Origin of the sequence: Alishewanella sp. SMS8 (genome assembly GCF_030737935.1) — a bacterium.
GTDB lineage: Bacteria > Pseudomonadota > Gammaproteobacteria > Enterobacterales > Alteromonadaceae > Alishewanella > Alishewanella maricola.
The window spans coordinates 543,926-559,453 of the sequence record NZ_JAPJEA010000003.1 but is presented as its reverse complement, the minus strand read 5'-3'; the positions used below and the strand labels follow the sequence as shown (position 1 = coordinate 559,453).

At 47.2% G+C, this 15,528-nt stretch carries 14 protein-coding genes; 1 reads left to right on the top strand and 13 read right to left on the bottom strand.

The annotated features are described in order from the left end of the window. Nucleotides 1-292 precede the first annotated feature (292 nt). Complete coding sequence (locus tag ORJ01_RS12980; RefSeq protein ID WP_306178372.1) at nucleotides 293-1,264, top strand: integron integrase; 972 nt, start codon at nucleotides 293-295, stop codon at nucleotides 1,262-1,264. Between the two features lie 337 nt (nucleotides 1,265-1,601). On the opposite strand, the gene prpF is transcribed toward ORJ01_RS12980, so the two are convergent. From prpF to acpP, 13 genes are all read right to left on the bottom strand, one after another. Next, nucleotides 1,602-2,789 (bottom strand): 2-methylaconitate cis-trans isomerase PrpF, encoded by a 1,188-nt coding sequence (prpF, locus tag ORJ01_RS12975; RefSeq protein ID WP_306178370.1) that lies wholly within the window; start codon nucleotides 2,787-2,789, stop codon nucleotides 1,602-1,604. Beyond that, nucleotides 2,789-5,374 carry a Fe/S-dependent 2-methylisocitrate dehydratase AcnD gene (acnD, locus tag ORJ01_RS12970; protein WP_306178369.1) on the bottom strand — a complete coding sequence of 862 codons (2,586 nt, stop codon included), beginning with the start codon at nucleotides 5,372-5,374 and terminating at the stop codon, nucleotides 2,789-2,791. The genes prpF and acnD overlap by 1 nt, the downstream gene beginning before the upstream one ends. Before the next feature lie 166 nt (nucleotides 5,375-5,540). Then, nucleotides 5,541-6,668 carry a 2-methylcitrate synthase gene (prpC, locus tag ORJ01_RS12965; RefSeq protein ID WP_306178367.1) on the bottom strand — a complete coding sequence of 376 codons (1,128 nt, stop codon included), beginning with the start codon at nucleotides 6,666-6,668 and terminating at the stop codon, nucleotides 5,541-5,543. A 40-nt stretch (nucleotides 6,669-6,708) separates the two neighbouring features. After that, complete coding sequence (gene prpB / locus ORJ01_RS12960) at nucleotides 6,709-7,590, bottom strand: methylisocitrate lyase (RefSeq protein ID WP_306178366.1); 882 nt, start codon at nucleotides 7,588-7,590, stop codon at nucleotides 6,709-6,711. A gap of 1 nt (nucleotide 7,591) precedes the next feature. Beyond that, complete coding sequence (locus tag ORJ01_RS12955) at nucleotides 7,592-8,278, bottom strand: GntR family transcriptional regulator (RefSeq protein ID WP_226750371.1); 687 nt, start codon at nucleotides 8,276-8,278, stop codon at nucleotides 7,592-7,594. Between the two features lie 508 nt (nucleotides 8,279-8,786). Further along, nucleotides 8,787-9,578 (bottom strand): TatD family hydrolase, encoded by a 792-nt coding sequence (locus tag ORJ01_RS12950; RefSeq protein WP_226749971.1) that lies wholly within the window; start codon nucleotides 9,576-9,578, stop codon nucleotides 8,787-8,789. 40 nt (nucleotides 9,579-9,618) lie between these two features. Further along, nucleotides 9,619-9,945, bottom strand: a complete 327-nt coding sequence (locus ORJ01_RS12945) for a PilZ domain-containing protein (protein WP_226749972.1) — start codon at nucleotides 9,943-9,945, stop codon at nucleotides 9,619-9,621. 257 nt (nucleotides 9,946-10,202) lie between these two features. Next, nucleotides 10,203-11,126, bottom strand: a complete 924-nt coding sequence (gene holB, locus ORJ01_RS12940) for a DNA polymerase III subunit delta' (RefSeq protein WP_306178364.1) — start codon at nucleotides 11,124-11,126, stop codon at nucleotides 10,203-10,205. After that, the gene (tmk, locus tag ORJ01_RS12935; RefSeq protein ID WP_306178363.1) at nucleotides 11,123-11,749 is read right to left on the bottom strand and encodes a dTMP kinase; all 627 of its coding nucleotides are present in this window, start codon (nucleotides 11,747-11,749) and stop codon (nucleotides 11,123-11,125) included. Before tmk ends, holB begins: the two co-directional genes overlap by 4 nt. A gap of 1 nt (nucleotide 11,750) precedes the next feature. Then, entirely contained in the window at nucleotides 11,751-12,788 is a 1,038-nt protein-coding gene (mltG, locus tag ORJ01_RS12930; RefSeq protein ID WP_306178362.1) for an endolytic transglycosylase MltG, read from the bottom strand. Then, nucleotides 12,782-13,582 carry an aminodeoxychorismate lyase gene (gene pabC, locus ORJ01_RS12925; RefSeq protein ID WP_306178361.1) on the bottom strand — a complete coding sequence of 267 codons (801 nt, stop codon included), beginning with the start codon at nucleotides 13,580-13,582 and terminating at the stop codon, nucleotides 12,782-12,784. Before pabC ends, mltG begins: the two co-directional genes overlap by 7 nt. Nucleotides 13,583-13,941: 359 nt before the next feature. Further along, nucleotides 13,942-15,180 (bottom strand): beta-ketoacyl-ACP synthase II, encoded by a 1,239-nt coding sequence (gene fabF, locus ORJ01_RS12920; RefSeq protein WP_306178360.1) that lies wholly within the window; start codon nucleotides 15,178-15,180, stop codon nucleotides 13,942-13,944. 81 nt (nucleotides 15,181-15,261) lie between these two features. Continuing rightward, nucleotides 15,262-15,498, bottom strand: a complete 237-nt coding sequence (gene acpP / locus ORJ01_RS12915; RefSeq protein WP_027670184.1) for an acyl carrier protein — start codon at nucleotides 15,496-15,498, stop codon at nucleotides 15,262-15,264. Nucleotides 15,499-15,528: the final 30 nt, after the last annotated feature.

Below are 15,528 nucleotides of genomic sequence, written 5' to 3'. Positions count from 1 at the left end.
ACTATGACCACTCCTCCAATAAGAACATATGCAAATACTTTCAGAAACTTGACCATGCTAATCCATGCAGTTAACGCTTATTCGACAGAAATTTCCGTATTTAAACACGGACATTTCCGTAATTGTAAATTTATTGATTTACACATTAACTACAAAGCCCTCTTAGTACAATAGTTTGCAACATTAAATTTATAGCAATCTATAAAAAATACGGAAATATCCGTCTAACAAGAGCGACTTGACATTTCAAAAATAACTGTATACTTAAACAGTACTAAGCCGGAGGTGTAAGATGGCAATGCAATCGCCTTTTTTAGACTTTGTAGCAGAAGAAATGTATAAACGCCGCTATGCCAAGCGTACAGTGGAGACCTATGTATACTGGATCCGCTTTTATATTTTATTTCATAAAAAGCAGCACCCTAAAGACTTGAGTGAGGCGCAAGTTGAACAATTTTTAACTTACCTTGCCGTGGAACGGCATGTTGCAGTTCAAACACAAGCACTTGCGTTGAACGCCCTCAGTTTTTTGTATAAAGAGATTTTTCAGCGCCCGCTCGCTCTTAATCTCAACTTTAATCAATCAAGTAAGCCTAGAAAGCTTCCTGTTGTGTTAACAAAAGACGAAATTAAACGCTTATTAAAAGAAATTGATCCAAGCTATCTCTTACTAGCTCAATTGTTATATGGCAGCGGCTTACGTTTAATGGAAGCAGTGCGTTTACGGGTTGCCGCGATTGATTTTGACTATCTGTCGATTATGGTGTGGCACGGTAAAGGCGGTAAACATCGGCGCGTTACTCTGGCTCCAGAACTGGTGCCGGCCTTAAAACGCCAAATTGCTATAGTTGAAGCTTACTATCATCACGATCTGGCAACTGCAGATTATGCGGGGGTTTGGTTACCATTTGCATTGGCGCGAAAATACCCAAATGCACCAAAAGAGCTTGGTTGGCAGTATTTATTTCCATCCGGCAAACTCAGCATTGATCCTGATTCTAAATTACTGCGTCGTCATCATATAGATGAGTCCGGTTTGCAAAAAGCGGTGAAAATTGCAGCTCGTAAAGCGGCTATCAACAAGCATGTTAGCTGTCATACATTGCGACATTCCTTTGCAACCCATCTTTTGCAAGCCGGTATGGATATACGCACCGTGCAAGAGCAATTGGGCCATACCGATGTAAAAACGACGCAAATTTATACCCATGTCTTAAAACAAGGGGGAAATGCTGTGCAGAGCCCGTTATCTCAGCTGCTTTAAATAAACCGTGTGATTGCAATTATCTGACTTAACTCTGTTATATCAATCTACTTTATGTCGGTTGTCTAAGCCCTTTATGCTTTATGGTTTGAGGTTCTGCTTGGCGCTTATTCTTGTGCTAGCGGTTTTACCTGTAAAAATAAATCAGAGGAATCAAGTTATTTACAGCGGCAGTAATAATCTGCAGTGAGTATTGACGCTTGCAGGCGAATGAGCCGAGCACAGTTTTTTTAACCGCGACAATGTCGAACTCGTTTTTGTCTGTGTGCTTCAAGCCAGCCTGACGAAAAAAAAGAGCGCCTAAAGCGCCCTGTTTTGTTTGTATCCATTGCCGCTACTAAAAGCAATCGCCTGGCACTCTTACCCAGCCTTCCATCAAAACGCGCGCACTGCGGCTCATAATGGCTTTAGTTACCGTCCACTCGCCCTCTACTTGCTCTGCGGCAGCCCCAACGCGTAGCGTACCTGACGGGTGGCCAAAACGCACGGCATCTCGATCACCGCCGCCAGCAGCTAAGTTCACTAACGTACCCGGTATAGCCGCCGCTGTGCCAATGGCAACCGCAGCGGTGCCCATCATGGCATGGTGTAACTTGCCCATCGACAGCGCTCGCACCAGTAAATCAATATCACTGCTGTCTACCTGCTTACCACTAGATGAAACATAGCTCTGCGGTGGTGCCACAAACGCCACTTTGGGCGTATGTGCTCTGGCGGCAGCTTCGCTAACATCGCTAATTAAGCCCATTTTTATCGCGCCATAGGCACGAATGGTTTCAAAGCGCGCCAGCGCAGCGGGGTCACCGTTAATCGCGTCTTGCAGTTCCGTACCGCTGTAACCAATATCGGCTGCATTAACAAAGATGGTTGGAATACCGGCGTTAATTAATGTGGCTTTAAATTGGCCAACACCCGGCACCGCTAACTCATCCACCAGGTTACCGGTTGGAAACATGGCACCGCCACCTTCGCCTGCATCAGCAGCGGGGTCTAAAAACTCAATTTGCACTTCCGCTGCCGGAAAAGTTACGCCGTCTAGCTCAAAATCGCCGGTTTCTTGCACTTCACCGCCTGTTATCGGCACATGGGCAATAATGGTTTTTTTGATATTGGCTTGCCAAATACGCACGGTACAAATGCCATTGGCCGGAATACGTTCTGCATCCACTAAGCCATTGCTAATCGCAAAGGAGCCGACCGCCGCAGTGAGGTTACCGCAGTTACCACTCCAATCAATAAACGGCTTATCAATGGCAACTTGGCCAAATAAGTAATCCACATCGTGACCGGTTTGACTGCTTTTACTTAAGATCACTGTTTTACTGGTGCTTGACGTCGCGCCGCCCATACCATCGGTATGCTTACCGTAAGGATCGGGGCTACCAATCACTCTAAGCAGCAGGTTATCCCGCGCTTTACCTGGCACTTGCGCAGCCGCAGGTAAATCGTCCAGTTTAAAGAACACGCCTTTCGACGTGCCTCCTCTCATGTACGTCGCCGGGATCTTAATTTGTGGTGCAGCCATTACACTGCTCCTTGCAGGAAATCCTGCGCAAAGCGCTGCAATACACCGCCTGCTTCATAAATAGACACTTCTTCAGCCGTATCTAAGCGGCAGGTTACCGGCACGTTAACTGTTTCACCATTGGCGCGGTGTATCACTAAGGTCAGTGTCGCACGTGGCGTCCATGCACCCACCACATCATAGGTTTCGGTACCATCTAACTGCAGCGTTTTACGAGTGGTGCCCGCAGCAAACTCTAGCGGTAACACCCCCATACCAATTAAATTGGTACGGTGAATACGTTCAAAGCCTTCAGCCGCAATGGCTTCTACCCCGGCTAAACGCACACCTTTGGCCGCCCAGTCACGTGAAGAACCTTGACCGTAATCGGCGCCCGCCACAATAATCAGCGGTTGTTTACGCTGCATATAGGTTTCAATCGCTTCCCACATGCGGGTCACTTTACCTTCTGGCTCTAAGCGCGTTAACGAGCCCTGTTTTACTTTACCATCTACCACCGCCATTTCATTAATCAGCTTCGGATTTGCAAAGGTGGCACGTTGTGCGGTTAAGTGATCGCCGCGGTGCGTGGCATAAGAGTTAAAGTCTTCTTCCGGTAAGCCCATTTTGTGCAGGTATTCACCGGCGGCACTGTCTAGCATAATGGCATTAGAAGGCGATAAGTGATCGGTCGTAATATTATCACCCAGCACAGCTAACGGCCGCATGCCGGTAAGGCTGCGCTCGCCCGCCAACGCGCCTTCCCAATAAGGTGGGCGGCGAATATAAGTACTTTGTGGCCGCCAGTCATACAGTGGGCTTATTTGCTCACCGTAATCCACGCTCACTTCAAACATGGGCTCGTACACTTTGCGAAATTGCTCAGGTTTTACGCTGGCTTTCACTACCGCATCAATTTCTTCATCGCTTGGCCAAATATCTTTTAAGGTAATAGCCTTGCCTTCATGATAGCCCAATACGTCTTTTTCGATATCAAAACGGATTGAGCCGGCAATCGCATACGCCACGACTAAGGCTGGCGAAGCTAAAAAGGCTTGTTTGGCATACGGATGAATACGACCGTCAAAGTTGCGGTTACCCGACAATACGGCCGTAGCGTAAAGATCACGCTCAATCACTTCTTGCTGAATAACCGGATCCAACGCGCCACTCATGCCATTACAGGTGGTACACGCAAAACCAACAATGCCAAAACCCAGTTGCTCAAGCTCAGGCAGTAAGCCCCCTTCTTCTAAATACAGTTTTACCGCTTTTGAGCCGGGCGCCAATGACGATTTCACCCAAGGCTTGCGTGTTAAGCCCATTTTATTGGCATTACGCGCTAACAGGCCAGCAGCAATGACGTTGCGTGGGTTTGAGGTGTTGGTACAGCTGGTAATAGCCGCAATAATTACGGCACCATCAGGCATTTTGCCATCTTCTTGCACATAGCTTGCGGCAATGCCGCGCGCCGCTAAATCGCTGGTGGCTAAGCTTGCATGCGGGTTAGATGGTCCGGCCATAGTGCGGCCTACGTTAGATAAATCAAATTTTAATACCCGCTCATATTCTGCCGTTTTTAAACTATCCGCCCATAAACCCGCAGTTTTGGCATAGGTTTCAACCAGCTTCACTTGCTCTGGCTCGCGGCCGGTTAGGGTTAAATAGTCGAGCGTTTGCTGATCAATGGCAAACATGGCCGCCGTTGCGCCATATTCTGGGGTCATATTCGAAATGGTTGCCCGATCACCTAAACTCAGGCTGTCAGCGCCTTCGCCGTAAAACTCTAAGTAGCTTGATACCACTTTTGATTTACGTAAAAACTCGGTCAGTGCCAGTACAATGTCAGTAGCCATAATGCCTGGCTGGGCTTTTCCGGTTAGCTCTACCCCAATAATATCGGGTAAACGCATCCAGCTAGCACGGCCTAACATCACGCTTTCGGCTTCTAAGCCACCCACACCAATCGCAATCACGCCTAAGGCATCCACATGTGGCGTGTGACTGTCGGTACCCACCAGCGTATCCGGAAAAGCCACCCCATCTTTAGCATGGATAACCGGTGACATGCGCTCCAAGTTTATTTGGTGCATTATGCCGTTGCCTGGCGGGATCACATCCACGTTTTTAAAGGCTTTTTTGGTCCAATTAATAAAGTGAAAGCGATCGTCGTTACGGCGATCTTCAATGGCACGGTTTTTCTCAAACGCATCTGCTTCAAAACCGGCATGTTCTACCGCTAACGAGTGGTCAACAATTAATTGCGTGGGTACCACTGGGTTAACTTTGGCCGGATCACCGCCCTTTTCAGCGATGGCATCCCGCAAGCCGGCTAAGTCGACTAAAGCGGTTTGGCCTAAAATATCATGGCACACGACGCGTGCCGGAAACCAAGGAAAGTCGAGATCGCGTTTGCGGTAAATAAATTGCTTTAAGGCTTCGGTTAGCAGCGCTGGATCGCAGCGACGTACTAAGTTTTCGGCATGCACCCGAGAGGTGTAAGGCAGTTTGGCATAGGCCCCCGGCTCAATGACATTGACAGCCGCTTCGGTGTCGAAGTAATCAAGCTGGGTACCCGGTAATTTTTTGCGGTATTGGCTATTCATGGTCAGTCTCTTTCTGCAAAATCTGATGATGTTAAAGCACCGGCTTAAACAATCGAACCGGATTGCTCATGCCAAGCCGCCGTGAATACATCCATGTAGGCTTCATTAAGGCATCCATGCCTTCAAGACTTGGCTTAGAGCAAGCCGGTTCTCAGTGGGTCAGTTTTTAACGAGATTCAATCGGCGTTACCGTGCGCGGTTCTACACCCACGTAATCTGCACTTGGCCGGATGATACGGTTATCAGCACGCTGCTCCATCACATGCGCGGCCCAACCGGTTAAGCGGCTGCACACAAAAATGGGGGTAAACAGCTTGGTTGGAATACCCATGTAGTTGTAAGCCGAAGCATGGAAAAAGTCGGCGTTACAAAACAGTTTTTTCTCACGCCACATTACCGCTTCACAGCGCACCGACACATCATACAAACGGGTATCACCATTTGCATTGGCCAGTTTTTCTGACCATGCTTTGATCACGGCGTTGCGTGGATCCGACTCTGAGTAAACTGCATGGCCAAAGCCCATGATCTTTTCTTTGCGTTCCAACATGCCTAACAGCTTGCTTTCAGCATCATCGGCATCAATCATGCCTTCAATTAGTTCCATTGCCGCTTCATTAGCACCACCGTGTAATGGGCCACGTAATGAACCGATAGCGCCGGTAATACAAGAGTGCATGTCGCTCAGCGTCGATGCACAGACCCGAGCGGTAAAGGTTGAAGCATTAAACTCATGCTCCGCATACAGGATCAATGACGCTTCCATCACTTCGGTATGTAAGGCCGACGGCTTTTCACCATGCAAGGTCCATAAGAATTGCTCGGCAATAGAGTCAGCCGCGGTCTCTACTTCAACCCGCTTGCCGTGGTGGCTGAAGTTATACCAGTAGTTTACTAAACCTGGGAAAATAGCCAATATACGATCAGACGCATCTTGTTGCTCAGCAAAGCTTTGCTCAGTCTCCAAGTTACCTAGCATAGAACAACCCGTACGCATGACATCCATGGGATGAGCTGTCGCAGGAATGCGCTCTAATACGTCTTTTAATGCCTGCGGTAAGCTACGCAAACCTTTTAACTTAGTTTTATAAGCGGCTAGCTCAGCGCTCGTCGGTAGCTCGCCTTTTAAAATTAAATACGCGACTTCATCAAAGGTACAGTTAGCGGCTAAATCTTTTACATCGTAACCACGATACGTTAAACCCGAACCGGTTTTGCCCACGGTAGATAAAGCGGTTTTACCTGCTACTTGGCCGCGCAGACCGGCACCGGTCAGTTGTTTGCCTGTTGCCATTATCTTGCTCCTGTATTTATGATTATTTAATTTAAAAAATTTATTTTTTGGTGCTGAATAAACTGTCTAGCTTTTGCTCAAAGCTGTGATAGTTCAAGAAGTCATAGAGCTCAGCACGGGTTTGCATGCTGTCTACTACCGCTTTTTGATCGCCATTGGCTAAAATAGATTCATACACATTTAACGCCGCTTTGTTCATCGCTCTAAAGGCACTCAGTGGGTAAAGTACCATTGCTACACCAACGGCAGCTAACTCGGCTTTGTTAAACAGTGGCGTTTGGCCAAACTCGGTAATATTCGCCAAAACCGGTACTTTTAACGCTTGAGTAAAAGCGGTGTATTGCTCAAGGGTGTGCACCGCTTCAGCAAAAATGGCATCGGCACCGGCGGCTTCACAAGCTAAGGCGCGTTCAATGGCCGCCTCTAAGCCTTGTTGCGCGAGCGCATCGGTGCGCGCCATAACAAAAAAGCTTTCATCGCTGCGCGCATCCACACTGGCTTTTACCCGATCAACCATCTCTTCTAACGACACAATTTCTTTATTAGGGCGATGGCCACAGCGCTTTTGCGCTACCTGATCTTCAATATGAAAACCGGCCGCACCCGCACGGGTCATTTCTTTTACCGTACGCGCAATGTTAAAGGCGCCACCCCAACCGGTGTCAGCATCCACTAATAACGGCACACTGGTCGCAGCTGTAATGCGGCGAATATCTTCACACACATCATTTAATGACGTCATACCCAAGTCAGGTAAGCCAAACGAGGCATTCGCTACACCCGCCCCTGACAAATACAAGGCTTGATGCCCGGTACGCTCAGCCATCATCGCCGTGTAGGCGTTAATGGTGCCCACGATTTGTAGCGGTTGATTAGCGCTGATGGCAGCGCGAAATTTTTGTCCGGCAGTTAAGGTGGTCATATTAGTTCCCCGTTTGTTCACGTTGTAAAAGTGTAGGTTCAATGTTGCGGCGCGACGCGGCAACATGGCGGCGCATCAGTAAGTCGGCGAGTTCGCCATCACGGTTAGCAATGGCATTAATAATGGCTTTGTGTTCATCAAAAGCGCGTGATACCCGAGGGCCGTTCATACCCAGCTGTACCCGATACATGCGCATTAAATGATAGAGCTCATCGGTTAAAATATTAATCAGGTACGGGTTTTTACTACCCAAAATAATCCGGTAATGAAAATCGAGATCACCGGCTTCTTGATAATAGCTCTCCCCCTCTCGTACACGCTGAGTAGACAAATGCTGATCCAGTAACGCCTGCATCTCTGCAATTTCCGCATCCGTCATTTGTGTCGCGGCTAAACGACAGGCTAGCCCTTCTAATTCTTCGCGTAGTTGATATAACGAAATTAAGCCTTCTGTCGACAATTTCACTACCCTAGCCCCGGCGTTAGGAATACGCTCAATTAAATGACAACGCTCTAAACGGGCTAACGCTTCACGCAGCGGTGCACGGCTTAAATCAAAGCGTTTCGCCAGCTCAGGCTCACTGATTTTCGAACCCGGCGCAATATCACCTTCGACAATAGCACGCTGCATTTCTTGCAGTACGCGGTCGGCGGCAGTTACAGGGATATTTTGGCGGCTTGCATTCATCATATTGTCGACATAATAAAACAGTTGTGTAGTTTTAAGCCGTTTTTGCGCTATTGTCAAGCTAACAAAAACAAGATTGTCGACAATCTGTCTGATGTAGGGGCATGTTGAGGGATAGATTAAACATTATTGCCGTGTGCAGTACTCTTTTAAGCCGCTGCACTACAATAGCTGATTATTTTTTAGACTTTTTTAGACTAAAAAAAGTACTTTATAGACAATCAATGTCTTAAGAGTAAATGTAACGATCAGGCTACACAGTGCGGTTTGTTTATAAAGTCAGGGTTTTTGTTGCAGAATTGGAAACTGCTTTTGATTCACAGCACAGGAAGTGGCAGAAAAAATATTCGCGGTATGGCAGGTAAAATACTATGTATTAACTACACTCAATTTACATCATGACTTTTCGATAGCGCACGGCTCATTCCCTATGAGCCATTCCCCTAAGCCCAGAACAAGAAAATTAGTTCTGGGCTTCTTTTATGCAGCAACGCCTAATTAACTATCATTACGCCACTAAACGACGGCGCTGCGCCAAAGGAAATAATCGATAGAAGTTTTCAGTGGTTGCGCTGGCCAATTCAGTAATACTGACCGCTTTAACTTCTGCAATGGCAGCAGCAACATCAGTAACATAAGCCGGTTGATTGGTTTTACCACGATGCGGTACTGGCGCAAGATAAGGCGCGTCGGTTTCAATTAACAGACGGTCAAGAGGAAGTTTTTTGACCACATCTCGTAATTCTGCGGCATTACGAAAGGTCATAATGCCCGAGATCGAAATGTAAAAGCCTAAATCTAAGGCCGCTTTTGCCATCTCATAGCTTTCGGTAAAACAATGTAAAACGCCACCGGCGTTTTCAGCCTGATGCGACTTTAATAATGCAATAGTATCAGTGCGCGCATCACGCGTATGAATAATCAAGGGTTTAGTTAATTGGCGAGCCACACTAATATGTTTTACAAAAGCATCTTGCTGCGTCGCTTTACTCTCTGGGCTGTAAAAATAATCCAGACCGGTTTCCCCTACCGCCACAACACGCTCAGCACTAGCGAGTTTCAGTAACTGCAGCTCATCAACGGTGCCCTCTTGATGCAGCGGATGCTCGCCACATGAAATAGAAACGCCCGTAAAAGGTTGCACTAAATCGGCCATCGCTGCAAATTCAGCTAAGGACACACTGACACACAGTAAATGTTCAATTTGCCGTTTTTCAGCGGCGGCAATCACCTGCTCTAGGCTCATACCCAATTTGTCGAGTTCTAACCGATCTAAATGACAATGCGAATCTATAAACAAAACAACCTCGAAAATACTGCTGTTATTAAAGTAAATAACGTTACATGGTGTAAGTGGCTTCTGCACTACCTAACATGCCACCTAATAATTTTTCAATGCGATCACTTAAGCCATGTTTATCATCAATAAAGGCCACACCGACACCCGCCGGATTAGAGCTTTGCGCACCTAAAGGCGATACCCAGGCCACTTTACCCGTCGCTACAATAGGTTCAAGTGTATCGGGCAAGGTTACGCTAAGGGCTAACGATTGGCCCATTTTAAATACTCTAGCCGAGCGGATAAAAAGCCCACCGTTTTTTAAAAACGGCATGTAGCACTTATACAACTCTTTGCCATCATTGAAATTTAATGCAACTTCTTCCATTTTCGCTCCTCTGCTTATTCAGCAGACTATTAGGGCTTGTTGAACTTTTATACGGGTTTTATCGCATCGTCGCCAGTATTCATGTAGCGTTTGGCTGCTAGTAGGGCATTTTACTACTCAGCTATCGCTTGCCAAAAGGCGCGCGGCTAAACACCATGTGCGTTAATTCAGCTTACGATACCACAGGGTGTGCGTTGTTGGCGGCTTGGCGGCATCGAAGCCAAAATAAACACCACAAACGAATAACAACAATTGGCTTAGCGGCGGCGCATGATACTTTTAAATTCAAGCAATAAGGCGGTTAACGCCAGCGTTTTATTCTGCCCTAAAATCTGTTGCTCGTCACGACGCCAACGATAATACACTAGTTGCAAGCGTTGTAGTGCTTCAGGCGCCACATCTGAATGCTGGCTACACCACTGCGTTAAAAAGTAACCCAAAATTTGCGCACAGTCGGTACGGCCTTCTAAGTTTTTCACTAGCGTACTTAAGCCCGACTCATCCTGCAATAGCCGCGACAGTGCGGCCAGTAACTCTTCAATTTCTGCTGCCGTATTGCCTTGCAACAACGCCAACGCCTGTAACGGCGCACCACCACTAAACGCAAACAAAAAACGCGGCAAACTGCCTTGATACTGCTGACTTAACCAATCAAACAAGTTGGCTTCATTTAAGGTGGGTAAACTCCAGCGCTGACAACGGCTGAGCATGGTGGCTTTTAAACGCTGGGGCTGGCTGGTTTGTAGCACCAGATAACAGCCTTGTGGTGGCTCTTCTAAGGTTTTAAGTAAAGCATTCGCCGCCGCTTCCGTTAGCCGCTGCACTTCGGATAGCACAATCACTTTATTACCGTGTTGTTGCGCAGCGCCTTGCGTAAAGTCGATAAGACGGCGAATTTCATCCACACCAATACTGTTGTTATCTTGGTTTAAGGTTAATAGATCAGGATGGTTACCCGCCGCTAACAGCAAGCAGCTTTTACATTGGCCGCAAGCCATGTCTGCTTGCCGATTTTTACATAACAGTAATGCCGCTAATGCTTGGCTTAATAGCTGTTTGCCTGTGCCAGGGGCACCGGTTAATAAAATAGCATGGGCTAAATGCTGCTCACTGGCCAATCGAGCCAGTTGCGCTAAGGGCGAAGCCAACCAAGGCATAGCACTTAACGGGACATCACTCATAACATGGCCTCAGCCAAGGCATTCTCTAAGGCTGTGGCCACTTGTTCAATCGATTGCGCCGCATCAATAATCACAATACCCGGCTCACTGTGCGCAATGGCTAGGTATTTTGCGCGAGTGCGTTCAAAAAAAGCCAGTTGTTCCTGCTCAATACGATCGAGTTGCCCACGATGCGCAGCCCGGCTTAAACCAATAGCCGGATCAATATCTAAATACAAGGTTAAATCGGGCTGCGTGTTACCCAGCAGCGCTTTGCGTAGGTCGTTAATCAATTGTTCGTTTAACTGCCGACCACCGCCTTGATAAGCTCGTGAAGATAAATCATGCCGATCGGCTAAAATACACTGGCCAGCGGCTAAAGCCGGTTCAATCACATTACGTAATAATTGTACCCGGGCCGCATACATTAACAACAGCTCGGTCTCGGCGGCAATTTGCTCAGCCGGATCCGCCTGTTTTACTAAGGTTCTTAATTGTTCGGCCAGAGGCGTACCACCAGGCTCTCGAGTGCACACCACCTGGTGGCCATGCTTTTCTAACCAGCGTTTAACTGTGGCCATTGCCGTACTTTTGCCGGCGCCTTCAAGCCCTTCGATGACAATAAACTTGCCTTGCTTAGTCATGTTATTTTCCAAGAATATATTTTTTAACCGCAGCATTATGCTGCTCGAGTGATTGTGAAAACACATGCGAGCCGTCACCACGACTGACAAAATAAAAGTAATCGCTTATCTCGGGTTGCGCAGCGGCAATTAACGCGCTGCGACTGACTAATGAGATCGGACCAGGCGGTAAGCCATGATGGCGATAGGTATTGTAACGATGTGGATCACGTAAATTAGCGCGGGTAATACGGCCGCTGTACTCTGTTAAACCGTAAATAACGGTCGGGTCTGTTTGTAAGCGCATATTGCTTTGTATGCGATTGATAAACACAGAGCTGACCAAGGCGCGCTCACTGGCGAGACCGCTTTCCTTTTCAATAATAGAGGCCATAATGAGTAATTCGTAAGGGTTTTGCAGCGGTAAAGTGCTTTGGCGCTGCTGCCAATAACGCTCTAGCTCCGTTTTTAAAGCGTGATGCGCTCGGCGCCAAATGTCGCTGGCTTTACTATTGGCGGTATAAAAATAGGTATCGGGATAAAACAGGCCTTCTAACTCTTGCTCTACACGCCCCGTTTGCGCCAAAGTGCCCCAAGCTTCAGGCCAACTGATCAGTTCAGCGAGTTTATCACTACTATCAATATCTTGAATTAGATACGGCAAATCGGCAAAACGCTGCCAACTTTGCGCTAGGGTTTCACCTTCAATTAAAGTGACGCTAAATTGCGCCACCTTGCCGCTACGAAACAACGCCAACGCTTCGCTAAGAGAACTTTGGCTAGGAACTCGATAAACACCTTGTTGTAACCCAGCAAGCTTTGGCTGCTGTTTAACATGCAATTTTAAAACGAAACAATCTATGGCGGTCAATTGCTGTTGTTGTTGCCAATCGCGGCATAAACTACGCACTGATGTGCCCGCTTTAAGCGTATAAAGGCTGTCACTGAAGGTCACCGTCTTTGCTAAGGTTGTGGTGGTTAATTGCTGCCAACCTGAATAAAGCAGCACGATGATCAACACTACCAACAGTGGTGTCCACGCCAAAACTCGTTTTAACATAGCATCTCTTGCTGTAATTGCTGCACAGGTTCAAGCGGTAAAGCTCGACCAGACAATTGTCGCACCGGCGCCACACCTAGCAAGGCGTTACAAATAAACATCGCTTCAACTTGGTCTAGTTCGGCTAAAGACAAGCAGCGTTCTTGAAACTGCGCTTGTTCGTTTAAAATATGTTGACGCATCACACCTGCTACTCCAGCCAAATGCAGTGGCGGTGTATACCACAGGCCCTTCAGTTGGTAAAACAGATTGGCGGCCGTTGCTTCGGTAAGCTGTTGTTGTTGATCGGCCACGAGCAAATCATCAAAGTCAGTTTTCGCCAACTCTTGTTTTAACAACACTTGCTCGAGCCGATTAGTATGTTTAAGCCCAGCCAATGCCGGTTGAATGGCTAAGCGTAATTGCGCGATGCCAACACTGACACCTTGTTCTCGCCAGCGTTGATAATCGGGCATCGGAGCATGATACAAATACACCAAGGCTGAACTATGCGGACTTGGTGCATAACCTCGCCCGCCAATGCCTCGCGAGATCAATAATTTAATTACGCCATTACTGTTTTGCTTGGCCGCTTCTGTCAACACCGCTTGTGTTAAGCCGGACCAATCTATGGCTGGCATCGCTAATCGTGTTACCGATAACTGTAAGCGCGCTAGGTGCAGTGGCCACAACTGTGGCTGACCTTGCTTAATCGCAATGGTCGTAAAGACACCATCACCGTATTGCAACGCTCGGCAACCTGCAGCGATCTGCAATTGTTCAGTGTCTTTAATCAGAATAATGTCAGCCGACATAGCACGCCTGCACAGAAAAATATGCGCAAGTATGCCTTAATCTGTCATTAAAACAAAGCGCTCAGCGGGCAAAACAGCGCCGTGGGTTTACCGGCTATTATTTTAAAATGTCGGTTTAATTAAGTGATATCTCGTTCAGTGCATAGAGCAACGAAGATCCCGCAGTTTAATAGGCACAGGGATCTGCCCCTTGAAGCCGGTGAAGAAAATGTCTACCGCAAGGTGTCTTTACCCCAAACTTTTTTATTTAAGCTCACCTGAATGCTGGCGCTAGCGTTTTATTTAACGGTTTATCGGCAGTAATTACAGGCATAAAAAAACCGCGCTATAAAGCGCGGTTTTTTAACAAGCACAGCAGGTTAGATCTTCTTGAACAGAATAGAACCGTTAGTACCACCAAAACCGAAAGAGTTACATAACGCATACTCTAACTGGGCTTGGCGACTTTCATGCGGCACATAATCTAAATCACAACCGTCACTTGGGTTGTCCAAGTTAATGGTTGGAGTCACCAACTGATCTTGCAGTGACAACACCGTAATAATCGACTCCACTGAACCGGCGGCACCTAACAAGTGACCGATCATTGATTTCGATGAACTGACCATCACTTTATCAATGTTGCTGGCAAACACAGATTTAATGGCACTGGTTTCGGCCAAATCACCGGCCAGCGTTGAAGTACCATGTGCATTGATGTATTGCACTTGCTCCGCATTAACAGCCGCATCATTTAAAGCGTTTTGCATCGCCCGAGCGGCACCGGCACCGTTTTCTGGTGGTGAAGTCATGTGATAAGCATCACCGCTCATACCAAAACCGACTAACTCTGCATAAATTTTCGCACCGCGAGCTTTAGCGTGTTCGTACTCTTCCAGTACCATCACTCCTGCGCCATCACCTAACACAAAACCATCACGGTCTTTATCCCAAGGGCGGCTGGCTTGTTGTGGCGCATCGTTGCGAGTTGACAGCGCACGAGCGGCACCAAAGCCCCCCATACCCAATTCCGTAGACGCTTTTTCGGCGCCACCGGCCACCATCACATCGGCATCACCATAAACAATCATTCGCGCGGCTTGGCCGATATTGTGAACACCCGTAGTACAGGCAGTAACAATACTGATATTCGGGCCCTGCAAACCAAGCATAATAGACAACTGACCGGCGATCATATTGATAATGGTAGACGGGACAAAGAAAGGCGATAAACGCTTCGGACCGCTGTTCATTAACTTTGTATGATTTTCTTCAATCAAGCCTAAACCACCAATACCTGAGCCGATAGCAGCGCCGATACGGTGAGCGTTTTGCTCGGTAACTTCCAATCCGGAGTCACGAAATGCCTGAATAGCCGCAGCAACACCGTATTGGATAAATAAATCCATTTTTTTAGTGTCTTTTGCTGGAAAATACGGCTCTACGTCAAAGTTTTTGACTAAGCCGGCAAATTTAGTTGTATAAGCGCTGGTATCAAAGTGCTCAATTAAACTAATACCGCTTTTAGCTTGCTGCAGTGCTTGCCAGCTGCTTGCGACATCATTGCCTAATGGCGTCAGCATACCTAAACCTGTTACCACTACACGACGTTTTGCCACCGTGTCCTCCGTTAGTACCTGTTTTTCTGATTCTTAAAACGAAAACGGGTAGCCGCGCTACCCGTTTTGCAAGCCTTTAGCTTATTCAGCGTGGGCTTTGATGTAATCGATGGCTGATTGCACCGTAGTGATTTTTTCAGCTTCTTCGTCTGGAATTTCAGTATCGAATTCTTCTTCTAACGCCATCACTAATTCAACAGTGTCCAGTGAATCAGCGCCTAAGTCATCAACGAATGAGGCTTCGTTTTTAACTTCGTCTTCTTTAACGCCCAGTTGTTCGATAATGATTTTCTTAACGCGATCTTCGATGTTGCTCATCTTTTCTTCCTTTTTCTCATATAAATCGCA